Origin of the sequence: Pseudaquabacterium rugosum, from assembly GCF_038066575.1 — a bacterium.
GTDB classification, from domain to species: Bacteria; Pseudomonadota; Gammaproteobacteria; order Burkholderiales; family Burkholderiaceae_C; genus Pseudaquabacterium; species Pseudaquabacterium rugosum.
Map to the genome: position 1 here is coordinate 59,112 of NZ_JBBUTF010000014.1, position 24,553 is coordinate 83,664.

The window sequence follows — 24,553 nt, forward strand, 5'->3', positions numbered from 1 at the left end:
CCGCGGTGCGGCCCGCAGGCGCGCACCGCCGCCGTGACGCTCAGGCCGTCACGCGGAAGCGGCCGATCACCTGGGCCAGTTGGTCGGCCTGCTCGCGCAGGCTCTCGGCGGCCGCGGCGCTTTCCTCGACCAGGGCGGCGTTCTGCTGCGTCATGCCGTCGAGCTGCGTCACCGCCTGGTTGACCGAGCCGATGCCCTGGCTCTGGTCGGCCGCCTGGGCGCTGATCTCGCCGATGATGTCGTTGACGCGGGCGATGCCCTGGACGATCTCGCCCATGGTGGCCCCGGCGTCCTGCACCAGCTGCGTGCCGGACTCGACCTTCTCGACGCTGGCGCTGATCAGGCTCTTGATCTCGCGGGCCGCGTCGGCGCTGCGTTGGGCCAGGCTGCGCACCTCGCCGGCCACCACCGCGAAGCCGCGGCCCTGTTCACCGGCACGGGCGGCTTCCACCGCGGCGTTCAGCGCCAGGATGTTGGTCTGGAAGGCGATGCCGTCGATGGTGCCGATGATGTCGTTGATGCGGCGGCTGGAGGCGGCGATGTCCTGCATGTTGGTCACCACCTGTTCGACCACCTGACCGCCACGTTGTGCGGCCTGTACCGCTGAGTTCGCGAGTTGGTTGGCGGTCGATGCGGCCTCGGCGCTCTGGCGCACGGTGGCCGTCAGCTGCTCCATCGAGCTGGCGGTCTGCTGCAGGCTCGATGCGGTCTGCTCGGTGCGGTGGCTCAGATCGGTCGAGCCGCTGGCGATCTCGCCCGAGGCGGTCTGGATGTTGCCGATGCTGTGGCTGACGGTCTGCATCGCCTCGTTCAACTGGGCCAGCGTGGCCTTCAGGGCGCAGGCCTGCGGGGTCTCGACATCGATGCGGGCGACGTCCAGCGACACCTGCTGGCCGCGGTCGACGTGGGCGACCAGGCGCGCCATCTCGTCTCCGGTGCGGCCGGCGGCGCGCATGCGCACGGCCATCACGCACTCGAATCCGGTCTGCAGCACCACATAGCCGGCATGCAGCAGCACGGTGCCGATGCTGGGGGTGGACAGGCAGTAGACCCCGGCGCCAGCCGCCTGCAGACGGTCGAAGGCCAGGTGGTGGACCGCGATCAGGGCGGCCGCGGCGACGATCGGGCGCCAGTCACGGTAGAGCAGCAGCAGGGCCAGCGTGACGAAGACGCCGAAGTGCAGCTCCGTCGTGCCTCGGCCGAGCTGGATGTGCAGCGCCGTCATGCCCATCAGGCCGCAGGCCATCATCAGGCGCGACACCACGGTGCCGGGGGCCAGCAACGTGACGGCCACGGTGCCGCCGCCGATCAGCAGGCTGCCGATCAGGGCCGTGGTGAGCTGCTCGAACTGCAGGCCGAGGCCGATCGCCAAGGCGATGTAGAGGCCGATCGCACCGCACAGCATGCGGTCGGTCTGGACATCGAGGTCGCGGAGTGGGGAAGAACTGGAGGCACTGGACATGGGCGGAGGGGCCGTACCGCGGCGGCCGGGCAGGGTTCGACAAGGCTGTGCAGCGTTCTCGGCCTGACGGCGTACCGACTTGAGCCACGGAGCCCGGCGCGCCGGGCCCGGCACCACGGAATGTCGCCCCTGGCGTGGCGTTTGCGACGGCCGCCCGGATGTCGTGGCCTTCCCGGCTCAGGCGAAGCGGCCCGACTGGAAGTCCTGCACGGCCTGCAGCACCTGCTCGCGGGTGTTCATCACGAAGGGGCCGTACTGCGCGATCGGCTGGCGCAGCGGTGCGCCGGCGATCAGCAGGGCGCGCACCGGCTGTGCGCCGACCGCACGCAGCCGCACGCCGTCGGCCTGCGGCTGCTGGGCCAGGATGGCCATGCGTTGCACGGGCACCTCGGTCGTGCGGGCGCTGCCATCGGCGGCCTGGCCCTCGACCTGCAGCGCGCCGCGATAGACGTAGATGAAGGCATGGTGGCCGGCCGGCAGCGGCTGCTCGATCACCGCGCCGGGCTGCAGCTGCAGGTCGAGGAACAGCGGCTCGGTGCGTGGGCGCTGGATCGCGCCGCGCACGCCGGCGTGCTCACCGGCGATGACCCGCACGGTGGCCTCGGCGCCGTGCCATTCGGGGATCTGCGCCGACGGGATGTCGCGGTAGCCGGGTTCCTGCATCTTGTCGTCGCTGTGCAGGTTCAGCCACAGCTGGAAGCCCTCCATCACGCCGTCCTCCTGCTCCGGCAGCTCGCTGTGGATCAGGCCGCGGCCGGCGGTCATCCATTGCACGCCGCCGTTCTCCAGCAGGCCTTCGTTGCCGGCCGAGTCGCGGTGGCGCATGCGACCGGCGATCATGTAGGTGACGGTCTCGAAGCCGCGGTGCGGATGGTCGGGGAAGCCGGCGATGTAGTCGTCCGGCCGGTCGGAGCCGAAGGCGTCGAGCATCAGGAACGGGTCCAGACGCTGCTGCAGATCGTGGGTCAGCACCCGGGTCAGCGTCACGCCGGCGCCGTCGCGCGTGGGCTGGCCGGTGACCAGGCGTTCGACGGTGCGTGGCTGCCGCAGCGCGTGGGCCGGGGTGGCGATCGGGGTGGGGGTCGTGCTCATGGGATGCACTGTGGCATGGCGGGGTGGGCGGCAGGCGCAGCCGGCTTGAAGCCCGCGTTCAGCGCGTTTCAAGGTGGCGGGGGCGGTGCGCCGGGCGGCGGCATGGCTCGGGTGGGCTCTGCCGGGCTGCACCGTGTCGCGCACGGGCATGCGGGCCGATCGTGGTCCGTGGCGTGCACAGGCTCGCTGGATGAGCGGGTGGTCGGCTAGGCTCGCGCGCATGAGCGTCGATCGATCGCCCCCGCCCGGGCCGGAATCTGCCGTGGCCGCCACGCCTGTGTCCGGCCCGCTCGGTGCCGCCCACCGGCGGCGCCTGCGTGAGCTGTGGCGTTCCGCCGGCTGGCCGGTGCGTGACGTGCTGGAGGCCGAACTCCTGTCCTTCGGCCTGCTGCGGCGCTGCACCGATGGCGAGGGCCGCGAGACCCTGCAGCTGACCGATGCCGGCATCGCGGCCCTGGCGCAGACGCTGCAGCGCAACCGGGCGGCACGTGATGCGCATGAGGCGCTGGTCGAGCGGGTCGCGCGCGAGCTGCAGCGCGGCGGCCGCCTGGTCTGGCGCGGCTTGAGCCTGCGGGCGCGCGTCGACGAGGATCCGGTGCCGGCGCTGCCCTTGCGGCCACGACGGGCGGCGGCGCGGGCCCGCGACGTCCATTCGGCCGCTCTGCCCGGGCTGGAATGGGCGATGCCGCCGGCGCACGACGGCGCCTCCGGCGCGCCGTCAGGGCCGGGGGGCGACGGTGGCGCGCAGGCGGTCCTGGCGGCGGCGGATGTGGGCACTGGCACTGGCACTGGCACTGGCACTGGCACTGGCACTGGCACTGGCACTGGCACTGGCGACGGGGATCCAGCCCCTGCCGACGGCCCGGCACCACCATCCCCGGCCGTGGACGGCCGCTGGGCGGTGGTGATGCCCGATGTCTACTCGATCCGCCAGAGCTCGGTCGAGGCCTTCCTGGTGCCGACGGTCCACGAGATCAAGGTGCGTCGCGCGGACCTGCTGGCTGATCTGCGCAAGACCGCCAAGGGCGAGGCCTACCGCTGGCTGAGTGCCGAATGCTGGTACGTGCTGGCCGAGGGTATCGCCGATGTGGCCGAGATCCCGTCGGTCTACGGCGTGATGGTCGCGCCGCGTGATGGCGGCGCGTTGCAGGTGTTGCGCCCTGCGCCGGCGCGGGCCTTGCCGCGGCTGCCGTTCATGGTCTGGATGGCGCTGGCGCGGGCGATGCCGGAAGGCCCGGCCGACGAGGCGGCCCAGGCCTGGCTGGGCGGGGCCATCGCGGACGGTGCGGCGTCGCCTGCGTGCGGCTGAGGCCGGCGGGTGATGGGGCGGCCTCAGCCGCAGGTGCCGGGCCGCCGCCAGATGTGTGTCCGCCGGAGCCCGGCCGGCGGCGACTCCCGCCTCAGCCCAGGCCTTCGGCCTTCAGCGCGGCCTGCACGGCCGGTCGGGCCGCGACGCGCGCGCGGAAGGCGACGATGCGCGGCCAGGGCGTGAGGTCGATGCCGGTCGGGCGCGTCCAGCCGGTGACGACGAACAGATAGGCGTCGGCCACGGTGAAGGTGTCGCCGAGCAGGAAGGCGCGGTCGGCCAGCGCGGCCTCGACATGGGCGAAGCGGGTGGCCAGGCGCTCGCGGCTGGCGGCCTTGAAGTCGTCGTTGGCGGCGGGGTTGAACAGCGGCGTGAATCCGCCCTTGTGCAGCTCGGTGCTGATGAAGCTCATCCACTCCATCAGACGGTAGCGCGCCATCGTGCCGGCGGCCGGGGCCAGGCCCAGGGCGGGAACCTGGTCGGCGATGTACTGCGCGATGACCGTGCCTTCGGTCAGGGTCTGGCCATCGGGCAGTTGCAGCAGCGGCACATAGCCCAGCGGGTTGATGCGACGGTAGTCGCTGCCGTCGGGCAGCTGCTTGGTCTTGGTCGGGGCCGGAATCGCCTGGAAGGGCAGGCCGGACTCGTGCAGCACGATGTGCGGGCTCAGCGAGCAGGCGCCGGGGCTGTAGTAGAGGGTGTACATGGGTTTGGCTCCTCGTGTGGGGCGGTCGCGTGTCGGCGCCGGTGTCCTGGTGCTCTGGCGCTGCACAGCGCAGCGCTCGCGCCGCCGCGAGGTTACGTCCGCCGTCGTGCCAGCGCACGGCCGCGGGCCGCTGCAGGGCCGCAGGTCCGGCCTGCGCGGGGTGCGGGCCTGCCCGTGTCGGGTGGATATTCTCGTTGGCGAGAATCAATCCGGCCATCGACTGCGGTGCGGCATCCTGGCCGGCCGTCGAGGTGGTGGTGGGGCGGGGCGCCGCGCTGCCGAGGGGGGGGGCAGCGCGGGGCTCATGGGTCGGTGGCCACGGGTGTCGGCCTGCCGATGTCCGGTCCGACCCGGCTGTGCCGGCCTGGCGCGCCGGGTGTCCCGGCCGAATCGGCCGAATCGGCTGCTTCAGACGCGTCAGACGCGTCAGCCGTCCCTGGGCGTTTCAGGCGCTCAGCGCTCGGCGCCGGGGCCCGCCCGCCGCGCGCCGATCACCGCGGCTCGCCCGCCTTCAGCGGACAGGTGCGCAGGCCCAGCAACGGGTACAGCGGGCAGAAGCGCGACAGGCCGGTGGCCAGCGGCACCAGGCCGATCCAGCCCCACAGGCCGATGGTGCCGGTGGCCGCCAGCACGATCAGCAGCAGGCCGGCGACGATGCGGGCGATGCGGTCGAAACCGCCGACGTTCGGGGTCATGGTGTCCTCCTGTGGACTGCGTGGAACGAGGCCACCATGCTGCGCCGGGGGCGCCGGTCGGTCTGTGACCTGGGTCACCGGCCGTCCTGCGCGGGCGCAGGCGTCGGCGGGCCGTCTGCGGCGGGTGATTCGACAGGTGGCGTTGCGGTGTGCCGTGGCGCCGGGGGAGCGGTGGTTCAGGTGTCGGGGCGCGTGTCGGGCCGGCGATCGGGTCGGGTATCGGTGCGGGTGTCGGTGGGCGTGGCAGGTTCTCCTGCCGCGTGGCGGCGCAGGGCGCCGGCATCCCGCAGTTCGATGCGTTCGCGACCGAGCCGGATCCAGCCCGCGCGTTCGAAGCGCTTGAGCAGGCGCGAGACGATCTCGCGCACCGTGCCCAGCTCGTCGGCCAGGGCCTGCTGGGTGACCTGGCGTACCGGGCCATGGCCGAGCAACGCGGCGGCCAGACGCTGGTCCACCCGCTGGAAGGCCACGGCCTCGACCAGGGTCATCAGGTCGGCCAGACGGTCGCCGAAGATGCCGAAGACATGGCGGCGGAAGGCCGGCGTCTCGCAGCAGCGCTCGAAGGCGGCGGGGCTGAGCACCACCAGCTCGCTGGGCGCGCTGGTGCGGCCGTGGGCCACCAGTGGTCGCTGACCGAACAGGCTGGCCGTCGAGGCCACGCACAGCTCGCCCACGCCGACGCGGTAGAGCTCCAGACTGCGCCCACCGGGCGATCCACGCGCCACACGCACCTCGCCGTCGAGCAGCAGCGGGAAGCCGGCGCAGGGCGATCCCTCGTCGAACAGGTGCTGGCCGGCGGGCACGTGCAGATGGTGCGCCTGGCGGGCCAGCAGATCGCCCAGCACGGCCGGCGGCAGGGCGCCGAGGGCCGGATAGGCGGCGCACAGCCGTGTGGCCAGCGTCGGCTCGGCTATGTCTCCGATTGGGTCAATCGATTGGCATGAGACGATAGGTTTTTCCACAATCCGCTCCATTCACCGCGTGCCGGTGCCGGCCCGCAAGCCGCACGGCACGTGCCTTTCTTCCTCGTTGCCGACCGTGGCCTGGCGCCCGCGGTGGCCTTCCGACCGGACAGGAGTTCGACCATGGCCAAGACCCTCAGCTTCGGCGTGCTGCACCTGGGCATCGCCTTCGGCGTCAGCTACGCCCTGTCCGGCAGCGTGGCCGTGGCCGGTGCGGTGACGCTGGTCGAGCCCCTGTGCAACATGGTGGCGCATTATTTCTTCGACGGCTGGTGGGCGCGGCGCGAGGCGGCGAAGGGGGCGGCCCGGGCCGCGGCGGCCGCGTCCCAGGCGCCACGGTGGTCGGCCGGGGAGGGGGCGGTGCCTGTGCGGGCGCCGTCGGCGGCGATGGCGTCCGGCCCCGTCGGATCCCGGCCGCAGCTTCAGACCCAGGAACAGGTGGCCCACGGCTGGGCGCTGCGGGCCCGTCTGGCCGCCTGATGGGGCGGTGATGGGCCTTGTGATCGGAGGCGGGTGGCGGAGCCCCGGCTCCGGTGCCCCGGGCGCTGGATCCCGTGCCTTGAGCCCCCCGTGCCGCGCAGCGGTCGGGCGCGCCTGTCGGCGCCGTGGCGGTCGCAGGGGGCGGGACTGCGCGGTTCCGGTCGAGGGCGCGCGCTGTCCTTGCGCCTGTGCGGGGGGCGTTCCGTTCAGGGGCCGATGGACCGTCCCGCGGCGTCTGACGTGCCCGGAGTGGCCGCGGGAGTGGCAAGGCCCGCCGTGTCGCTCATCCCCGGAGCGCCGCCGTGCCGGCGGGTGGATCCGGCCGCGTGGCGTCCTCCAGCCGGGCCAGCCACCGCATCGCGTGTTCGCGCTGGCTGCCGCACATCTCGGCCGAGGGCTGCAGCCCGCCGCAGAAATCGGGCCGCTCCGGCCGCCCGAAGATCTGGCATCGCTGCTGTGCATCGAGTTGCACGCAGGGCACGCCGGCCGGCTTGCCCTGGGGCATGCCGGGCAGCGGGCGGGTGATCGACGGGGCGGTGCAGCAGGCACCGCATCCAGGGCGGCAGTCCATGGCGTGAGCGGCGGGTCCGGCACGCCGGGGGACGGCAGGCGCAGACGGGTGGAGGCGGGTGGGCGGGAGCGCACTGTAGCGTGTGCGGCAGTGCTGCCCGCGCGCCGCACGCGCTGCCCGTGCCGCCTGTGCCGCCTGTGCCGCCTGTGTCGTCGGCGCTGCCAGTGTTGACCGCGCCACCCGTCGTCGCAGGCTCGGCCGCCGACACGGGGTTGGATGCGCCGGTCGCGCCCGACCTGACCCGCGTGCTGCGCGCGGTCGCTCCCTGCGTCCCCGGTCCCTCCACGTGGCGCCCGGCGGTGCGTGACCCGCTTCACCGCCCGAGGCCGCCATCCACGCGCCCGTGCCACGGACAAGGCCTTGATCTGCACCGTCAGGCAGGGCGGCTTTCTACAATTCGCGGTTTCCCCCTTCATCCTTGAGAGCTGGCGCCGTGCGTGATCCGTGTGGCGCCGCCATGCCATGCTGCACCCACAACACTTTGACGTCATCGTCGTCGGCGGCGGACACGCCGGTACCGAGGCCGCGCTCGCCGCCGCCCGCATGGGCTGCGCCACGCTGCTGCTGACGCACAACATCGAGACGCTGGGCCAGATGAGCTGCAATCCCAGCATCGGCGGCATCGGCAAGGGGCACCTGGTCAAGGAGGTCGACGCGCTCGGCGGCGCGATGGCCGAGGCCACCGACGAGGGCGGCATCCAGTTCCGCATCCTCAACGGCAGCAAGGGGCCGGCGGTGCGCGCCACCCGGGCCCAGGCCGACCGCATCCTCTACAAGGCCGCGATCCGCCGCCGGCTGGAGAACCAGCCGAATCTGTGGCTGTTCCAGCAGGCGGTCGATGATCTGGAGGTCGAGTCGGTCGACGGCGTCGAGCGGGTGGTCGGTGCGGTCACGCAGATCGGCATCCGCTTCCGCGCCAAGGCCGTGGTGCTGACGGCCGGCACCTTCCTCGATGGCAAGGTGCACGTGGGCCTGCGCAACCATGCGGCCGGCCGCGCCGGTGATCCGCCCGCGGTGGCGCTGTCGGCCCGGCTCAAGGAGCTGAAGCTGCCGCAGGGACGGCTGAAGACCGGCACGCCGCCGCGCATCGACGGCCGCTCGATCGACTTCTCGAAGCTGGTCGAACAGCCGGGCGATGGTGTCGCTCATGTCGGGCGTTGGGGAGCGTCGGCGCCCACCGGTCCGGACGTGCCGGTGTTCAGCTTTCTCGGCTCGCCCGGGCAGCACCCGGCCCAGCTGCCGTGCTGGATCACGCACACCAATGCCGCCACGCACGAGGTGATCCGCTCGGGCTTCGACCGCAGCCCAATGTTCACCGGCGTGATCGAGGGGGTGGGGCCGCGCTACTGCCCGAGCATCGAGGACAAGATCAACCGCTTCGCCGACAAGGACTCGCACCAGATCTTCCTGGAGCCCGAAGGCCTGACGACGAACGAGTTCTACCCGAACGGCATCTCGACCTCGCTGCCCTTCGACATCCAGCTGGCGGCGCTGCACACCATGCCGGGCCTGGAGCAGGCCCACATCCTGCGGCCTGGCTACGCGATCGAGTACGACTTCTTCGATCCGCGTGAGCTGCGCACCACCTTCGAGACGCGGGCCATCCGCGGCCTGTTCTTCGCCGGCCAGATCAACGGCACGACCGGCTACGAAGAGGCGGCGGCCCAGGGCCTGTACGCCGGCATCAACGCGGCCCTGCAGGCCCGGGGCCGTGATGAATTCACGCTGCGCCGTGACCAGGCCTATCTGGGCGTGCTGGTCGATGACCTGATCACCAAGGGCGTCAGCGAGCCCTACCGCATGTTTACCAGCCGGGCCGAGTTCCGCCTGCAGCTGCGCGAGGACAACGCCGACATGCGTCTGACCGAGGCCGGCCGCGCGATCGGCCTGATCGATGACCGGCGCTGGGATGCGTTCAACCGCAAGCGCGATGCGGTGGCCCGGCTGTCCGAGCGGCTGAAGTCCACCTGGGTGCACCCCGGCATCCTGCAGGCCGCCGATGCCGAGCGGCTGCTGGGCAAGGCCATCGAGCGGGAGTACACCCTGATCGACCTGCTGCGGCGCCCGGGCATCGGCTTCGAGACGATTGCCGAGGTGACCCGTCTGGCCCGCCCCGATGCCTTGCGTGGCGACGGCGCTGTTTCACGTGAAACGTTGACGGCCCAACTGCAGGATGCGCGCATGGCGGGCGAGGTGATCGAGCAGGTCGAAATCGCCACCAAGTACGCGGGCTACATCGGCAAGCAGACCGAAGAGGTGCAGCGTGCCGCGCACTTCGAGCATCTGAAGCTGCCGGAGGAGCTGGACTACGGCCAGGTCTCCGCCCTGAGCTTCGAGGTGCGGCAGAAGCTGTCGCGCCACCGGCCGGAGACCCTGGGCCAGGCCTCGCGCATTTCCGGCGTGACACCGGCGGCGATCTCCTTGCTGCTGGTTCATCTGAAGAAAGGGCGCTTCAAGGGCTTTGCCGAGGTGCCGGCTGCTGACACTGCAGGCGCTGCCGATCTGGGTCCGACGGGCGAGGTGGCCGCATGAGCGCCGGTCGTCGTCCCGGAGGATGGATGCCGCGTGGCGGTGCGGACCGTCGGGGGGCGGGTCACCGGCCGGCCGTCACCAGCGGTGGCCCGGCCAGCGCCAGAGCGGCGGCGCCGACGGCCCGGCCGGTGCCGCTTCCCGTGTCCGACGAGGCCGCGCTGCAGGCGCTGCAGGATGCGGCCCGCGCGCTGGACGTGGCGCTGGATGAACGTGCTGGGCAGCGTCTGCTCGCGTACTGGCATCTGCTGCAGCGCTGGAACCAGGTCTACAACCTGACGGCGCTGCGGGATCCGGGCGAGATGATCAGCCACCATGTGGTGGACTGTCTGGCCGTGTTGCCGGCCCTGCGTCGAGGCTTGATCGAGGCCGGGCTCCTGGGAGCGGACGGCCGTGTCGCAGCAGCGCGGCCGCTGTCGGTGCTGGACGTCGGCAGCGGCGGGGGGCTACCCGGCGTGGTGCTGGCCATCCTGCAGCCGGAGTGGCAGGTGCACTGTGTCGACACCGTGGCCAAGAAGACCAGCTTCATCAGCCAGGTGGCGGCAGAGTTGGGGCTGCCCAATCTGCGGGGCGTGCATGCACGGGTCGAAACCCTGGATCCGGCACAGCATGCGGCCGATCTCATCACCTCCCGCGCCTTCGCCTCCTTGCGCCTGTTCACCGATCTGACGGCCGGGCTGCTGCGGCCGACCGGTGTCTGGGCCGCGATGAAAGGCAAATCCACGGCCCAGGAAGAGGCCGAGCTGGACGCGCACGTGTCCGTGTTTCACGTGGAACAACTCGTCGTGCCCGGTCTGGATGCGGAACGCTGCCTGGTGTGGATGCGTGCGGCGCAAGGCTCGGACACGACCCCGCGCTGAGTGGCGCAGGCCGCTCGGGCGGCTTGCTCCGCCGTTTCCTTGCGGGGTCGATGGGCCTGCCGTCGATCCGCAGGAGCCGATGCCATCGGCGGCCAGGTGAGCTGAAGCCGCCTGCAGCGGCGTCCGTTGCTGGTGTGGTCCCGATGGGATGCCGTCGGGTGTGGTGGTCCGCCGATGGGAATGCTGATGGGGGCGGATCATGTCAGCCACGCTGTGTCGTGGTGATCCGGTGCGGCTGATCCGGACGAGCGCCGGAGTTTGTTCTGGCTTGGTTCGGCCCGGTCTGTGCCGGGCAGGGCGGATGCCTCTCAGGGTGACGTGGGCTGCGTGGGGCCCGCTGACGATGGCGCTGCGTGCGCCGTCGATTGACGGCGTCCGTTGCCCGGGCGGGCGGTAGGCCGTCATTCGAGTCCAGGCCCTTGAACGCCGTCGCCGTGTGTCGCAGACCTGTGACCATGACGACACGTGGGCAACGGGCGTCCCGGAGGCGTTCGGGCTTGTTCGGCGGTGGGACACAGGTTGGTGGCCCGCCACCTTCACCCGCGACCTGTCCCCTGGGTTGGGCGGTGTCTGACCTTCGGGTCGAGCGGGTAGGGCACACGCACCCGACGCGTGCAGGACGCCGAGGCCGCGGGATCACGCGTGGCGCACCGAGAATCTCGAACAGCGGGCCCGCTGTCGTGCCACGCTGCGATGATGGAGTGGGACACGCCCTCGTCGGTGGCCCCGCCGCTGCAGCGCATCGAGCAGGGTGGATGAGAGCCGGCGGGATCGATGTGTGCGGGCGGTGAGGCAACGCGGTGAGGGCATGCGCCGAAGCCATGACGCTTGCATCTGCAGGCATCCCGCCGTTCTGACGTCTTGGTCCGCCATCCGGTGGCGTGGATCAAGGTCAGGCATCACCACCGCTTCGGCCGAGGTTTGCAGCCGCTGTACCGAGCAGAGACCGGTTTTCGATGAGCGGCCATTCTTGAGTCGTGTGAGCCGTACGCACCGTCTGTCGATTTGACCTGACCGACGACGTTCGCTGTTCCACGTGAAACACCGTTGGATGCGATGAACCGTCTCTTCACCGCAGCGGCACGTCTTCATCTCAATGCGGGCACGCCGGCCGATGCCTTCCGACGTCCGTCTCCTGCGGCGGTGTGCCCCGTAGATTGAACGTCAGGCAGCCACCTGCGCCGGGCGTCACCGTCTTCTGGGTGGCTGCAGCGAATGCCGAGCGGCTCGGCCCGAGCCCACCTGCCCGCGGCGCCGCGCCCGGCCGTGGACGCCGTGCCGTCGTCGCTCAAGGGGCGCGTCCCCTGTTCGACGGAATCGGTGCACTCTCCCGTACGAGCTGGTTGCGGGTCAATCAGGGCAGGGCGTGTCCCTGCGGTCGCTCATGTGCGGCGTCAGGCGGGGCGGTTGACGTGGGTCGACCCGTGACGCCGCCGAGCCACCGAGCCACCGAGCCACCGAGCCACCGAGCCACCGAGCCACCGAGCCACCGAGCCACCGAGCCACCGAGCCACCGAGCCACCGAGCCACCGAGCCACCGAGCCACCGAGCCGCCGAGCCGCCGAGCCGCCGAGCCGCCCATCCATCACCCCGATGGCCCCCCACGCCATCGCCACCCGCGAACCATCGCCCTCACCACACGATCGCGCCCCCGCAACACCTGCTGTGGACAAGCTGTGCATCCACTGCGCACAAGTCCGCTCAGCCCGTGCACAGCCGGTGCACAAGCACGCCTGTCACCGTGCACAAGCTGTGCACCTCCTGGCCCGCTGCTGTGGACAAGCACCGGGACAAGCTGAGAACAAGTGGCGGACAGCCCTGTCCCGCGGTGGACAAGTACGCGGCCGTCCGCCGGGCATCCCGGCTCGTCGGGCCCGCGTGCGACGGCCCGGCGCACCGGCGCAGCGCGCCCCTCATCCGTCGCGTCATGCCGGCATCGCCGACGTCATCGCGGCGCCCCCGCCAGCGGCGATACTTCCGCCATGGCCAAAGTCTTTTGCATCGCGAACCAGAAGGGCGGCGTCGGCAAGACGACCACCACGGTCAACCTGGCGGCCGGACTGGCCAAGGTCGACCAGCGCGTCCTCGTCGTCGACCTGGATCCCCAGGGCAATGCCACCATGGGCTCGGGCATCGACAAGCGCGCCATGGCGCAGTCGGTCTACGACGTGCTGCTGGAGTCGGCCAGCGTGGCCGAGGCGCGTGCACGCAGCGAGTCCGGCCGCTACGACGTGCTGGGCGCCAACCGCGAGCTCGCCGGCGCCGAGGTCGAACTGGTGCCGCTGCCGCACCGCCACGAGCGCCTGAGCCGTGCGCTGCAGGTCGTCGATGCCGAGTACGACTTCGTGCTGATCGACTGCCCACCGTCGCTGAGCATGCTGACCCTCAACGGCCTGTGCAGCGCCCACGGCGTGATCGTGCCGATGCAGTGCGAGTACTTCGCGCTCGAGGGCCTGTCGGACCTGGTCAACACCATCAAGCAGGTGCACGCCAACCTCAACCGGCAGCTGCAGATCATCGGCCTGCTGCGCGTGATGTTCGATCCGCGCATCACGCTGCAGCAGCAGGTCAGCGACCAGCTCAAGGCGCACTTCGGTGACAAGGTGTTCGACAGCGTGATCCCGCGCAACGTGCGCCTGGCCGAGGCGCCCAGCTACGGCCAGCCGGGCGTGGTCTTCGATCCCTCGTCCCGCGGCGCCCAGGCCTACGTGGCCTTCGCGCAGGAGCTGGTGCGCCGCGCGCCGCAGCTGCGCTGACGGCGGCGGCACCGGGCCGTGCCCGGATGGCGCCAGAAGCCCCCAGGATCGCCGATCCGGTGACGGTCAAGGGCAGGGGTGCGGCGGGCGGTCGCGGCGCTCCTGGCGCCTCTGGCGAGCCCCGGCCCGCCGGCTTCATGCGGTGGCCACAAAGCACAAGGCCGCCCGAGGGCGGCCTTGTTCATGTTCCGGCCAGGCCGGCGCCTGAGGCGCCGGCGCGGCGCTCAGAGCCCCAGCCCCTCGTCCAGCCCCAGGTGCACGTTCATCGACTGCACGGCCGCACCGCTGGCGCCCTTGCCCAGGTTGTCGATCCGGCACAGCAGCACCGCCTGCTGGTCGTTGGCGAAGACGAAGAGGTCGGCGCGGTTGGTGTCGTTGCAGGCCTGCACGTCGAAGAAGCCGCCGGCCAGCGTCTCGGGGTCCGACAGCGGCATCACGCGCACGAAGCGCTCGCCGGCATAACGCTCGGCCAGCGCCTGCTGCAGCGTGGCGCCGGTGGTGCCGGCCGCCAGTTGGCTGAAGTGCAGCGGCACGCTGACGGCCAGGCCCTTGTAGAACGGGCCGACCACCGGCACGAAGGTCGGCGCCAGGCGCAGGCCGGTGTGGGCCATCATCTCCGGCACGTGCTTGTGCTGCAGGCCCAGCGCGTAGGGGCGCGGGGCGGCCAGCAGCGGATCGCCGCCAGCCTCGTACTGGGCGATCATCGACTTGCCGCCACCCGAATAACCGGTCAGCGAGGTGGCCGCCACCGGCAGGTCGGCGCGCACCAGGCCGGCATCGACCAGCGGGCGCAGCAGCAGGATGAAGGCGCTGGCATGGCAGCCCGGGTTGGCGATGCGCTTGGACGTGCGCAGCGCCTCGCGCTGGCCCGGTGCCAGCTCGGGCATGCCGAAGGCCCAGCCCGGCGCCGTGCGGTGCGCGGTGCTGGCATCGATCAGGCAGGTCGACGGGTTGGTGACCATGGCCGCGGCTTCCTTCGAGGCCGCATCGGGCAGGCACAGGAAGGCGACGTCGGCGGCGTTCAGCAGGCGGGCGCGCTCGGCCGCGTCCTTGCGCTTGTCGGCCTCGATCCGCAGCACCTCCACGTCATCGCGGCGGGCCAGCATCTCGTGGATGCGCAGGCCGGTGGTGCCTTCCTGTCCGTCGACGTAGATGCGGTAGGTCATGGTGCGGGGATCCTGGCTGACAATCGGAGGAGAAATGGAAGCCGCCGAGGATAAGCCAAGCCCGATGACCGCCGATGACGCTCCGGCCCGCGCCGGCCAACCCCGCGTGAGCCCCGCCGCAGGCCCGTCACCCGCTCCGGGCGCCGTGGCGTCCCCGGGGCCCGACGAGGCCGCTGCAGTGGCCGCGCTGGCCCGCTGCCGGGTGCTGACCCTGCCCGGCTGGCAGGGCAGCGGCCCCGGCCACTGGCAGAGCCGCTGGGAGGCCCTGTATCCCGCACAGGTGGAGCGCCTGGAGCAGGACGACTGGTGGTGGCCGCGCCGTGGCGACTGGATGGCGCGCCTGGACGAGACGGTGCGCGACGCCGCGGCCCATGACCCCGGCCGGCCGGTGCTGCTGGCCGCCCACAGCCTGGGTTGTCTGCTGGTGGCCCGCTGGGCGGCCTGGGCGGGCCGGCACGCGCCGGTGGCCGGTGCCCTGCTGGTCGCGCCCCCCGATCTGGCGCGCGACGACCGGCCGCCGCAGCTCGCCCCGTGGGCGGACGTCGCGCGGCAGCGGCTGCCGTTTCCCGCCGTGCTGGTCGCCAGCGAGGATGACCCCTGGTGCGTACCCTCGCGTGCCCATGCGCTGGCCGCCGACTGGGGCGCCCGCCGGGTGTCCGCCGGCGCGGCCGGACACCTGAACGCGGACAGCGCGCTGGGCGACTGGCCGGCCGGCTGGGCCCTGCTGCGCACGCTGGCGCCGGGCGCGGTCCCGATCTGACAGAAAATCAACCGATGGTCACCAAGAAACCCAAGGGCCTGGGCCTCGGCCTGGAGGCACTGCTCGGCCCCAAGGTCGCCGACACACCGGTCGTCGACGACAAGCTGCAGCCCGGCACGCTGAAGATCGCCCGCCTGCAGGCCGGCAAGTACCAGCCGCGCACGCGGATGGACGAGGGCTCGCTCTACGAACTGGCCGAGAGCATCAAGAGCCAGGGCATCATGCAGCCCATCCTGGTGCGTCCGCTGGACGGGCGCACGGGCGCCGGCGCCGATCACGAGATCATCGCCGGCGAACGCCGCTTCCGCGCCGCTCAGCTGGCCGGGCTCGACGAGGTGCCGGTGCTGGTCAAGCACGTGCCCGACGAGGCCGCGGCCGTCATGGCCCTGATCGAGAACATCCAGCGCGAGGACCTCAACCCGCTGGAAGAGGCCCAGGGCCTGCACCGCCTGGTGCAGGAGTTCCACCTCACGCACGAGCAGGCGGCCCAGGCCGTCGGCCGTTCGCGCAGCGCCGCCAGCAATCTGCTGCGCCTGCTCAACCTCAGCGCGCCGGTGCAGCAGATGCTGATGGCGGGCGACCTCGACATGGGCCATGCCCGTGCGCTGCTGGCGCTCGACAACGCGCAGCAGATCCTGAGCGCCAACGAGATCGTGGCCAAGAAGCTCAGCGTGCGCGACGCCGAGAAACTGGTGCAGCGCACCCAGGGCGCGGGCGGGCGGCAGACCCCGCTGCTGCGCGTCAAGAAGGAAAAGTCGCGCGACATCGTGCGCATCGAGGAGCAGCTGGCCGATGCGCTGACCGCCCAGGTCGAGATCCGCATCCACCGCGCGACGCGTCGCGGTGAACAGGGCGAGGTCGCGATCGCTTTCGGCTCGCTCGACGAGCTCAACGGCCTGCTCGACAAGCTCGGCGTGCGCGAGCGCTGAGCGCCGGACGGCGCCGCCCTCGGCGGCGGTGCCGCTCACGATCCCGCCCTGTCCGGCGCGGATCACGCCCCTGCACCCGCCAGGGGCTTGTGCGCCGCTTCCTGGGGCGCACCGCCTGCCGCCTGGCGATGCGCCCGGGGCGGCCGGCCCGACGGTCTCGCGGCCCCCGTCCTGGCCCGGCCGCGTCCGGCATCGCTGCTGTGCGGGAAACACCACACCCTACAGCCGGATGTGGTGATCTCCCCATGCAGCGCTGGCGGAATCGTCGCATCATGGACCGGCGGCGTCCTGAGGATGCCGGTCAGGTTCCGGGTCGACGGCCGGTCCTGCCGCCCGGGGTGTGAACTCCGGACCGCGGTCCGGATCCCACCCTCGGGCCTGGCCGGCTTGTGCTGGCCCGCCGCTTGCAAAGCCTCCTTGAACCGTTCCGTCTGACCCCCGTTTCCGTGCCATATCGGCGTTACGCCGCACCGCACGGGGCGCACACTGAAATCGCTGGAGACCACGCCGAACGCTGTTGCGATGGCCATGCCGACCGGAAAGCTCTGATGGCGCCCGGGCCTGTGAAGCCGGGACTTCATCAGAACTTCCCCCGCCGCTGATGGGGTCTGATCCCCCTGTCGGCGCCAGTCCGATCAAGGAGGTCCCATGGACGTGATCAGCAGCTTCGCCGCCCGTTACGAACGCACCCGCGAAGAGGAGATGTCCCTCGAGGACTATCTCGCGGAGTGCAAGCGCAACCCCCTGGCCTACGCCACCGCCGCCGAGCGCATGCTCCGGGCGATCGGCGAGCCGCAGATGATCGACACGCGCAACGATCCGCGGCTGTCGCGCATCTTCGCCAACAAGGTCATCAAGATCTATCCGGCCTTCGCCGAGTTCTACGGCATGGAGGACGCGATCGAGCAGGTCGTCTCCTACTTCCGCCATGCGGCCCAGGGTCTGGAGGAGAAGAAGCAGGTGCTCTACCTGCTCGGCCCGGTGGGCGGCGGCAAGTCGTCGATCGCCGAGCGCCTGAAGGCGCTGATGCAGGAGGTGCCGTTCTACGCGATCAAGGGCTCGCCGGTGAACGAGTCGCCGCTGGGGCTGTTCGATCCGATCGAGGACGGCCCGATCCTGGAGGAGCAGTTCGGCATCCCGCGCCGCTACCTGCAGCGCATCATGTCGCCGTGGGCGGTCAAGCGCCTGGAGGAGTTCGGCGGCGACATCCGCAAGTTCAAGGTCGTCAAGCGCTATCCGAGCATCCTCAAGCAGGTCGGCATCGCCAAGACCGAGCCGGGTGACGAGAACAACCAGGACATCTCCAGCCTGGTCGGCAAGGTCGACATCCGCAAGCTCGAGACCTTCGCCCAGGACGATCCGGACGCCTACAGCTTCTCCGGTGGCCTGTGCCTGGCCAACCAGGGCCTGCTGGAGTTCGTCGAGATGTTCAAGGCGCCGATCAAGGTGCTGCACCCGTTGCTGACCGCCACGCAGGAGGCCAACTTCAAGGGCACGGAAGGCTTCGGCGCCATCCCCTTCGATGGTGTGGTGCTGGCCCACAGCAACGAGAGCGAGTGGAAGACCTTCCGCAACAACAAGAACAACGAGGCCTTCCTCGACCGCATCTACATCGTCAAGGTGCCGTACTGCCTGCGCGTCTCGGAAGAGGTGAAGATCTACGAGAAGCTGGTCAAGGGCAGCTCGCTGGGGGATGCCAAGTGCGCCCCGGGCACGCTGAAGATGATGGCCCAGTTCGCGATGCTGACGCGGGTGAAGGAGCCGGAGAACTCGAGCCTGTACAGCAAGATGCAGGTCTATGACGGCGAGAACCTGAAGGACACGGATCCGCGCGCCAAGAGCATCCAGGAGTACCGCGACTACGCCGGTGTCGACGAGGGCATGAGCGGCATCTCCACCCGCTTCGCCTACAAGATCCTGTCCAAGGTCTTCAACTTCGACAGCCAGGAGGTGGCGGCCAATCCGGTGCACCTGATGTACGTGCTGGAGCAGCAGATCGAGCGCGAGCAGTTCCCGCAGGAGCTGGAGCAGAAGTACACCAACTTCATCAAGGAGCTGCTGGCGCCGAAGTACGCGGAGTTCATCGGCAAGGAGATCCAGACCGCCTATCTGGAGAGTTACTCCGAGTACGGCCAGAACATCTTCGACCGCTACGTCACCTACGCCGACTACTGGATCCAGGACCAGGAGTACCGCGACACCGACACCGGTGAGGTGTTCGACCGCGTGGCGCTGAACGCCGAGCTGGAGAAGATCGAGAAGCCCGCCGGCATCGCCAACCCGAAGGACTTCCGCAACGAGATCGTCAACTTCGTGCTGCGGGCGCGCGCCAACAACCAGGGCAACAACCCGGTGTGGACCAGCTACGAGAAGCTGCGCACGGTGATCGAGAAGAAGATGTTCTCGAACACCGAGGAACTGCTGCCGGTGATCAGCTTCAACGCCAAGGCCTCGGCCGACGAGGCCAAGAAGCACGAGGACTTCGTCCAGCGCATGGTCGCCAAGGGCTACACCGCCAAGCAGGTGCGCCTGCTGTGCGAGTGGTACCTGCGCGTGCGCAAGAGCAGCTAATCCCACCCCCGTAGCGCCTGCGGCGCTCCCCCTCCAGGGGGCGCCGCCAGCGGCCCGGCCCAGCCGGTTCCGCGACGGCTGCTTGGCTTGGCCTTCTGACTGCGCAGACCATGGCACTTCAGAGCATCATCGACAGACGCCTAGCGGGCAAGAACAAGTCCATCGGCAACCGTGAGCGCTTCATGCGGCGCTACAAGCAGCAGATCCGCGAGGCGGTGCGGCGGGCGGTCGACGGGCGCGGCATCCGGGACCTGGAGCGCGGCGAGGAGGTCCGGATCCCGAAGAAGGACCTGTCCGAGCCGGTGTTCCACCATGCCCAGGGTGGCTCGCGTGATGTCGTGCATCCGGGCAACCAGGACTACATCCGCGGTGACCGCATCAAGCGGCCCGACGGCGGGCAGGGCGGCGGCAGCGGCAAGGGCCAGGCCTCCGACCAGGGCGAGGGCGAGGACGACTTCACCTTCGCGCTGAGCAAGGAGGAGTTCATGCAGGTCTTCTTCGAGGACCTGGCGCTGCCCCATCTGATCCGCACCCAGCTGGCCGAGACGCCGGAGTTCAAGACCCACCGCGCCGGCTTCACCAGCGACGGCACGCCCAACAACCTGCACGTGGTGCGCTCGCTGCGCGGCGCGCTCGGCCGGCGCATCGCCCTCGGCATGGGCGCGCGCGGCGAGCTGGCCGAGCTGGAGGCCGAACGCGCGCTGACCGAGGCCGCGGCCGAGGCCGGCGATGCCGAGGCCCGCGCCGCGCTGCCCGAGCTGCTGGTGCGCATCACCGCGCTGCGCGAGCGCATCGGCCGCATCCCCTTCCTGGACCCGATCGACCTGAAGTTCCGCAGCCGGGTCAAGACGCCGGTGCCGACGTCCAAGGCGGTGATGTTCTGCCTGATGGACGTCTCGGGCTCGATGGACGAATCGCGCAAGGAGCTGTCCAAGCGCTTCTTCATCCTGCTCTACATGTTCCTGACGCGGCACTACGAGAAGATCGAGATCGTCTTCATCCGCCACCACACCCAGGCCCAGGAAGTGGACGAGGAGAACTTCTTCCATGCCCGCGAGACCGGTGGCACGGTGGTGTCGAGCGCCCTGGTGCTGATGGAGGAGATCATCCGCGCCCGCTACTCACCGACCGAGTGGAACATCTACGGCGCCCAGGCCAGCGACGGCGACAACTGGCACCACGACTCCGGTCGCTGCCGCGAGCTGCTGGACCAGAAGCTGCTGCCGCTGGTGCGCTACTTCGCCTACGTGCAGGTGGCCGAGGAGGAGCAGAACCTCTGGGAGGAGTACACCCATCTGCAGGCCGCGCACCCGCACTTCGCGATGCGCAAGGCCGTCTCGGCCGACCAGATCTACCCGGTCTTCCGCGACCTGTTCAAGAAGGAGGGCGCCACCCAGGCCGCGGCCTGAGCGGCAACGCCCCCGCCACCGAGATCCGGAGGAACGCGCATGAGCCTCGAACCGAGCCCCCGTCTGGATGTCCCCGCCCGCACACCGGGCGCCGCCGTGCCGCCCGAGCGGCCGCTGACCGGGCCGCTGCCGCTGCGCGGCACGGTCCAGCGGCTGGCCGCGCCCAGCGACTGGTCCTTCGAGCTGATCGACCAGTACCACGACGTGATCCGCCAGACGGCTGAACGCTACGGCCTGGACACCTACCCGAACCAGCTGGAGATCATCACCGCCGAGCAGATGATGGACGCCTACGCGTCGGTCGGCATGCCGGTGAACTACCGCCACTGGAGCTACGGCAAGGAGTTCATCTCGACCGAGAAGAACTACAAGCGTGGCGCGATGGGCCTGGCCTACGAGATCGTCATCAACTCCAACCCCTGCATCAGCTACCTGATGGAGGAGAACACGATGGCGATGCAGGCGCTCGTCATCGCGCATGCCGCCTACGGCCACAACAGCTTCTTCAAGGGCAACTACCTGTTCCGGATGTGGACCGACGCGTCGTCGATCATCGACTACCTGGTCTACGCGAAGAACTACGTCGCCGAATGCGAGGCGCGCCACGGCCTGGAGACGGTCGAGGAGTTCCTCGACAGCTGCCATGCGCTGCAGAACCACGGCGTCGACCGCTACCGCCGGCCCAGCCGCAAGACCCTGGCGCAGGAGCTGGCGGCGCGCCGCGAGCGCGAGGCCTACGCCCAGCAGCAGGTCAACGACCTGTGGCGCACGCTGCCGCGCAAGGCCGACAAGGCCGACGAGCCGGCCGAGGCCCGGCGCTTCCCGGCCGAGCCGCAGGAGAACCTGCTGTACTTCATCGAGAAGAACGCGCCGCTGCTGGAGCCCTGGCAGCGCGAGATCGTGCGCATCGTGCGCAAGGTCGCGCAGTACTTCTATCCGCAGCGACAGACCCAGGTGATGAACGAGGGCTGGGCCACGTTCTGGCACCACCGGCTGCTCAACCAGATGTACGACGATGGCTGGCTGGCCGACGGCGTGATGATCGAATGGCTGAAGAGCCACACCAACGTCGTCTACCAGCCGCGCGTCGGTGACCGGGGCTATTCGGGCTTCAACCCGTATGCGCTGGGCTTCGCGATGTACACCGACATCAAGCGCATCTGCGAACGGCCGACCGACGAGGACCGCCAGTGGTTCCCCGAGATCGCCGGCACGCCGTGGATCCCGGCGCTCGACCAGGCGATGCGCAACTTCAAGGACGAGAGCTTCGTCGGCCAGTACCTCAGCCCCAAGCTGATGCGTGACCTGCGTCTGTTCGCCATCCTCGATGACGACAAGCGCAGCGAGCTGGAGGTCAGCGCCATCCACGACGACAGCGGCTACCGCGCGGTGCGCGAGGCGCTGTCGCGGCAGTACGACCTCGGCTCGCGCGAGCCCAACATCCAGGTCTGGAACGTCAACACGCGTGGCGACCGCAGCCTGACGCTGCGCCACTTCCAGCACAACGACCGTCCGCTGGACGACAGCGCGCAGGAGGTGATCCGCCATGTGGCCCGGCTGTGGGGCTTCGGCGTGCACCTGGAGAGCGTCAACGGCCGCGGCGACGTGAGCAAGCGTTTCGCGGTGGGGGCCCCGGCCCACGCCTGAGCCCGGGAGGGCGCCGGCGCCTCGGCCCCGGCGCCCGTGACGCGCTGCACGCCCGGTGCGGGCGGCGGCACCGGCAGGGTCAAGCCGCTGGCGGCCCCGGCCGAAAGTCCGGGCAGCGCCCGGTCAGGTCGCCGGCAAGGCCGGTGGCGGTGGCCGGGCGATGCCGGAGAACGCCGCCTTGCTGCCGAGCTGTCTTGCCGATGATCGCCAGATCGCCAGCCCGCACCGCCGTGTGCGCGTGACGCTGTGGGCGATGCTGGGCAGCGTGGCTGCGCTGGCCACCGGCCTGTACCTGGCCTGGCAGCCGCTGGAACAGCAGCGGCGCAACGATGCCGAGCTGCTGCAGCTGGTGCGCGACGAGGCCCGGCTGGCCGAGCAGGTCGGCCGCATCGCGTTGGGCTGTCTGCTGGACTGCGCGGGCGACCGCGTCGCGCTGGTGCAGGCGCTGGAGGCGGTGCAAGGGCGCTCGCAGCAGCATGCACTCGACCTCATCGAGCAGCTGCGGCTGCAGGACGGGGTGGCCGATGCGGCGCTCAAGGAGCGGCTGATCGCCGCCGTCGATGCCTGGCAGGCCCGGCGTGAGCGCCTCTGGTACCAGGCCGAGATCCTGCACCAGCGGATCGACGACGCGGCGGGGGATCCGCTGCGCCTGCGCTCGGTGGCCCGTGCGGCGCAGGCGGCGGCCGAGCCCGCGGCGGCGGCGGCGGACACGCTGGCCCAGCGCGCCCAGGCCGTGCTCGAAGCCCGTCGCACCCAGGCCCTGCGGCAGATGCAGCATTCCGCCGTCGCGCTGCTGCTGCTGCTGGTGCTGCTGGCGGTCGTCGTCGGCGAGCCCACGGTGCGCATGGTCCGGCGCCAGTACCGGCTGCTGGGCCATGCGGTCGACACGGCCGGCCTGGGGACCTGGGTCTGGGACATGCGTTCGGGCCGCATGCGCGGCAACGACCGTCTGCTGGAGATGCTGGGCTGGCCGCTCGACGAGATCGCGCCCACGGTCGATGCCTGGAGCGCCCTGGTCCATCCGGACGACCAGCGCCGCTGGCAGGCGGCCCTGCGGGCGCACCTGCAGGACGCGAGCGCGCCCTGCCGCGCCGAGTTGCGCGTGCGCCGCAGCGATGGGGGTTGGTCGGTGATCGACAGCTGTGGCGCGGTGCTGGAGCGCGACGCGCAGGGCCGTGCGCTGATGATGTCGGGCATCAACATCGACCTCAGCGCCGAGCGCCGGCTGCAGGAGGCGCTGGCGCTGGCCGCGCGCACCGACAGCCTGACGGGGCTGCCCAACCGCGCGGCGCTGTTCGACCGCGTGCAGCGGGTGATCGAGGCCCGCCGTGCCGGTGGCGCCGGCTGGAGCCTGCTGCACCTGGACATCGACCGCCTCAAGCAGATCAACGACACCCTTGGCCATCGCGTCGGCGACCTGCTGCTGTGCACGCTGGCCCAGCGCCTGTCGCAGCTGCTGGCGCCGACCGAGGGCGAGCCCCCGCTGGTCGGTCGCATCGGCGGCGACGAGTTCGTCGTCCTGCTCAGTGGGCCCGATGACGCGACGAGCGCCCTGGCCCTCGCGCAGCGCCTGGCGCGCCAGCTCGGCGCACCCAGCCGGCTGGGCGGCCACTGGCTGTCGCTGCGCTTGAACATCGGCGTGGTCACCAGCGCCCAGGTCGAGGGCGATGCGGAGGCCGTGCTGCGCGACGCCGACACCGCCAGTCAGGAAGCCAAGCGGCTGGTGGCCAGCGGCGGCGATGGGTGCCTGCTGTTCGATCCTGCGCTGCAGGCCCGGCTGTCGGAGCGTGCGCTGCTCGAACACGGCCTGCGCGACGCCCTGCGCGAGCAGCAGCTGTTCCTGGTCTACCAGCCGGTGGTGCCGCTGCGCGACGGTGCGACGCTGGGGGTGGAGGCGCTGCTGCGCTGGCGCCATCCGCAGCGCGGGCTGGTGCCGCCGCTGCAGTTCATCGGTGTGGCCGAGCGCTGCGGCCTGATCCTGGAGATCGGCGAGTTCGTGCTGCGTACCGCCTGCAAGGCCTTCATGGCCTGGCAGCGGTCCTGCGGGCCGGACGCCCCGCGGCGCATGGCCGTCAACCTGTCACCGGCCCAGCTGCAGGCGCCCGACATCGTCGACCAGGTGCGGCGCGCGCTGGCCGACGTCGGCATGCCGGCCGCCGCGCTGCAGCTCGAAGTCACCGAGAGCATGGCCGTGCGCGGGGACGAGGCGATGCAGCGCCTGCGGGCCCTCAAGGACCTGGGCGTGCTGATCGCGCTCGACGACTTCGGCACCGGCTACTCGTCGCTGGCCTGCCTGCACCAGTTGCCGGTGGACACGGTCAAGGTCGACCGCTCCTTCGTCATGCATGCCGAGGCCAGCGAATACCACCGCGTGCTGATCGAGGCCACGGTGCGCGTGGCGCGCACGCTGGGCATGACCACCGTGGCCGAAGGCATCGAGGGCCACGGTGAGGACGCGCTGATGCGCGAGCTGGGCTGTGACCGGGGGCAGGGCTATCTGTACGCCCGACCGCTGCCCGACGCCGAACTGCTGGCCTGGCTGCAGGCCCGTGCCGCAGCGACGCCTGCCGCCGCCCTGCCGCCGCCGGCGGCGGCCGTGTCGGCCGCGATGTCCGCCGTGACGGTGCCGCGGCAGGCCTGAGCGCCAGTGGC

18 protein-coding genes are annotated in these 24,553 nt (G+C 71.0%); 11 read left to right on the top strand and 7 right to left on the bottom strand.

All coding sequences use genetic code 11. The features are described 5' to 3' along the window. Positions 1–40: 40 nt before the first annotated feature. Both AACH11_RS15635 and AACH11_RS15640 read right to left on the bottom strand, forming a co-directional pair. Positions 41–1,462 carry a methyl-accepting chemotaxis protein gene (locus tag AACH11_RS15635; RefSeq protein WP_341375178.1) on the bottom strand — a complete coding sequence of 474 codons (1,422 nt, stop codon included), beginning with the start codon at positions 1,460–1,462 and terminating at the stop codon, positions 41–43. A 177-nt stretch (positions 1,463–1,639) separates the two neighbouring features. Continuing rightward, positions 1,640–2,554: a pirin family protein gene (locus tag AACH11_RS15640; protein ID WP_341375179.1), complete on the bottom strand. Its 915-nt coding sequence runs from the start codon at positions 2,552–2,554 to the stop codon at positions 1,640–1,642. A 262-nt stretch (positions 2,555–2,816) separates the two neighbouring features. Here AACH11_RS15640 and AACH11_RS15645 point away from each other — a divergent pair, with 262 nt between their 5' ends. Continuing rightward, positions 2,817–3,863 (top strand): hypothetical protein, encoded by a 1,047-nt coding sequence (locus AACH11_RS15645; RefSeq protein WP_341375180.1) that lies wholly within the window; start codon positions 2,817–2,819, stop codon positions 3,861–3,863. A gap of 91 nt (positions 3,864–3,954) precedes the next feature. Here the strand turns inward: AACH11_RS15645 and gstA are convergent, their stop codons facing one another. The 3 genes from gstA to AACH11_RS15660 form a co-directional block, all read right to left on the bottom strand. Then, complete coding sequence (gstA, locus tag AACH11_RS15650) at positions 3,955–4,566, bottom strand: glutathione transferase GstA (protein WP_341375181.1); 612 nt, start codon at positions 4,564–4,566, stop codon at positions 3,955–3,957. A gap of 491 nt (positions 4,567–5,057) precedes the next feature. Beyond that, complete coding sequence (locus AACH11_RS15655) at positions 5,058–5,261, bottom strand: YgaP family membrane protein (RefSeq protein WP_341375182.1); 204 nt, start codon at positions 5,259–5,261, stop codon at positions 5,058–5,060. A gap of 176 nt (positions 5,262–5,437) precedes the next feature. Continuing rightward, positions 5,438–6,106 (bottom strand): Crp/Fnr family transcriptional regulator, encoded by a 669-nt coding sequence (locus AACH11_RS15660; RefSeq protein WP_341375183.1) that lies wholly within the window; start codon positions 6,104–6,106, stop codon positions 5,438–5,440. A 240-nt stretch (positions 6,107–6,346) separates the two neighbouring features. Between AACH11_RS15660 and AACH11_RS24830 the strand changes: the two genes are divergently transcribed. Next, complete coding sequence (locus AACH11_RS24830; protein ID WP_423228759.1) at positions 6,347–6,703, top strand: DUF2061 domain-containing protein; 357 nt, start codon at positions 6,347–6,349, stop codon at positions 6,701–6,703. Between the two features lie 283 nt (positions 6,704–6,986). Here the strand turns inward: AACH11_RS24830 and AACH11_RS15670 are convergent, their stop codons facing one another. Continuing rightward, positions 6,987–7,274: a YkgJ family cysteine cluster protein gene (locus tag AACH11_RS15670; RefSeq protein ID WP_341375184.1), complete on the bottom strand. Its 288-nt coding sequence runs from the start codon at positions 7,272–7,274 to the stop codon at positions 6,987–6,989. Positions 7,275–7,736: 462 nt separating this feature from the next. Here AACH11_RS15670 and mnmG point away from each other — a divergent pair, with 462 nt between their 5' ends. The 3 genes from mnmG (at position 7,737) to AACH11_RS15685 (ending at position 13,419) form a co-directional block, all read left to right on the top strand. Beyond that, the gene (gene mnmG / locus AACH11_RS15675; RefSeq protein WP_341375185.1) at positions 7,737–9,806 is read left to right on the top strand and encodes a tRNA uridine-5-carboxymethylaminomethyl(34) synthesis enzyme MnmG; all 2,070 of its coding nucleotides are present in this window, start codon (positions 7,737–7,739) and stop codon (positions 9,804–9,806) included. Between the two features lie 140 nt (positions 9,807–9,946). Then, positions 9,947–10,663: a 16S rRNA (guanine(527)-N(7))-methyltransferase RsmG gene (gene rsmG / locus AACH11_RS15680; RefSeq protein WP_341375186.1), complete on the top strand. Its 717-nt coding sequence runs from the start codon at positions 9,947–9,949 to the stop codon at positions 10,661–10,663. A 1,982-nt stretch (positions 10,664–12,645) separates the two neighbouring features. Next, positions 12,646–13,419, top strand: coding sequence for a ParA family protein (locus AACH11_RS15685; protein ID WP_341375187.1), 774 nt, complete (start codon positions 12,646–12,648; stop codon positions 13,417–13,419). A 224-nt stretch (positions 13,420–13,643) separates the two neighbouring features. On the opposite strand, the gene argC is transcribed toward AACH11_RS15685, so the two are convergent. Then, on the bottom strand, positions 13,644–14,585 hold the full coding sequence (gene argC, locus AACH11_RS15690) for an N-acetyl-gamma-glutamyl-phosphate reductase (RefSeq protein WP_341375188.1): 942 nt from the start codon (positions 14,583–14,585) through the stop codon (positions 13,644–13,646). Between the two features lie 64 nt (positions 14,586–14,649). Between argC and AACH11_RS15695 the strand changes: the two genes are divergently transcribed. The 6 genes from AACH11_RS15695 to AACH11_RS15720 all read left to right on the top strand — a co-directional run bounded on the left by AACH11_RS15695 (position 14,650) and on the right by AACH11_RS15720 (position 24,542). After that, positions 14,650–15,345 (top strand): RBBP9/YdeN family alpha/beta hydrolase, encoded by a 696-nt coding sequence (locus AACH11_RS15695; RefSeq protein WP_423228760.1) that lies wholly within the window; start codon positions 14,650–14,652, stop codon positions 15,343–15,345. Between the two features lie 14 nt (positions 15,346–15,359). Next, positions 15,360–16,274, top strand: a complete 915-nt coding sequence (locus tag AACH11_RS15700; RefSeq protein WP_341375189.1) for a ParB/RepB/Spo0J family partition protein — start codon at positions 15,360–15,362, stop codon at positions 16,272–16,274. Positions 16,275–16,922: 648 nt separating this feature from the next. Next, on the top strand, positions 16,923–18,845 hold the full coding sequence (locus AACH11_RS15705; protein ID WP_341375190.1) for a PrkA family serine protein kinase: 1,923 nt from the start codon (positions 16,923–16,925) through the stop codon (positions 18,843–18,845). Between the two features lie 110 nt (positions 18,846–18,955). After that, complete coding sequence (locus AACH11_RS15710) at positions 18,956–20,254, top strand: YeaH/YhbH family protein (RefSeq protein WP_341375191.1); 1,299 nt, start codon at positions 18,956–18,958, stop codon at positions 20,252–20,254. Between the two features lie 39 nt (positions 20,255–20,293). Further along, on the top strand, positions 20,294–21,901 hold the full coding sequence (locus tag AACH11_RS15715) for a SpoVR family protein (RefSeq protein WP_341375192.1): 1,608 nt from the start codon (positions 20,294–20,296) through the stop codon (positions 21,899–21,901). 160 nt (positions 21,902–22,061) lie between these two features. Next, entirely contained in the window at positions 22,062–24,542 is a 2,481-nt protein-coding gene (locus tag AACH11_RS15720) for a putative bifunctional diguanylate cyclase/phosphodiesterase (RefSeq protein ID WP_341375193.1), read from the top strand. Positions 24,543–24,553 lie beyond the last annotated feature (11 nt).

Bases quoted from the DNA above. Each gene is read 5' to 3' on its own strand.
- AACH11_RS15635 (WP_341375178.1), bottom strand. From the start codon at position 1,462: ATGTCCAGTGCCTCCAGTTCTTCCCCACTCCGCGACCTCGATGTCCAG.
- AACH11_RS15640 (WP_341375179.1), bottom strand. From the start codon at position 2,554: ATGAGCACGACCCCCACCCCGATCGCCACCCCGGCCCACGCGCTGCGG.
- gstA (WP_341375181.1), bottom strand. From the start codon at position 4,566: ATGTACACCCTCTACTACAGCCCCGGCGCCTGCTCGCTGAGCCCGCAC.
- AACH11_RS15655 (WP_341375182.1), bottom strand. From the start codon at position 5,261: ATGACCCCGAACGTCGGCGGTTTCGACCGCATCGCCCGCATCGTCGCC.
- AACH11_RS24830 (WP_423228759.1), top strand. From the start codon at position 6,347: ATGGCCAAGACCCTCAGCTTCGGCGTGCTGCACCTGGGCATCGCCTTC.
- AACH11_RS15670 (WP_341375184.1), bottom strand. From the start codon at position 7,274: ATGGACTGCCGCCCTGGATGCGGTGCCTGCTGCACCGCCCCGTCGATC.
- mnmG (WP_341375185.1), top strand. From the start codon at position 7,737: ATGCTGCACCCACAACACTTTGACGTCATCGTCGTCGGCGGCGGACAC.
- AACH11_RS15685 (WP_341375187.1), top strand. From the start codon at position 12,646: ATGGCCAAAGTCTTTTGCATCGCGAACCAGAAGGGCGGCGTCGGCAAG.
- argC (WP_341375188.1), bottom strand. From the start codon at position 14,585: ATGACCTACCGCATCTACGTCGACGGACAGGAAGGCACCACCGGCCTG.
- AACH11_RS15695 (WP_423228760.1), top strand. From the start codon at position 14,650: ATGACCGCCGATGACGCTCCGGCCCGCGCCGGCCAACCCCGCGTGAGC.
- AACH11_RS15700 (WP_341375189.1), top strand. From the start codon at position 15,360: ATGGTCACCAAGAAACCCAAGGGCCTGGGCCTCGGCCTGGAGGCACTG.
- AACH11_RS15705 (WP_341375190.1), top strand. From the start codon at position 16,923: ATGGACGTGATCAGCAGCTTCGCCGCCCGTTACGAACGCACCCGCGAA.
- AACH11_RS15710 (WP_341375191.1), top strand. From the start codon at position 18,956: ATGGCACTTCAGAGCATCATCGACAGACGCCTAGCGGGCAAGAACAAG.
- AACH11_RS15715 (WP_341375192.1), top strand. From the start codon at position 20,294: ATGAGCCTCGAACCGAGCCCCCGTCTGGATGTCCCCGCCCGCACACCG.
- AACH11_RS15720 (WP_341375193.1), top strand. From the start codon at position 22,062: ATGCCGGAGAACGCCGCCTTGCTGCCGAGCTGTCTTGCCGATGATCGC.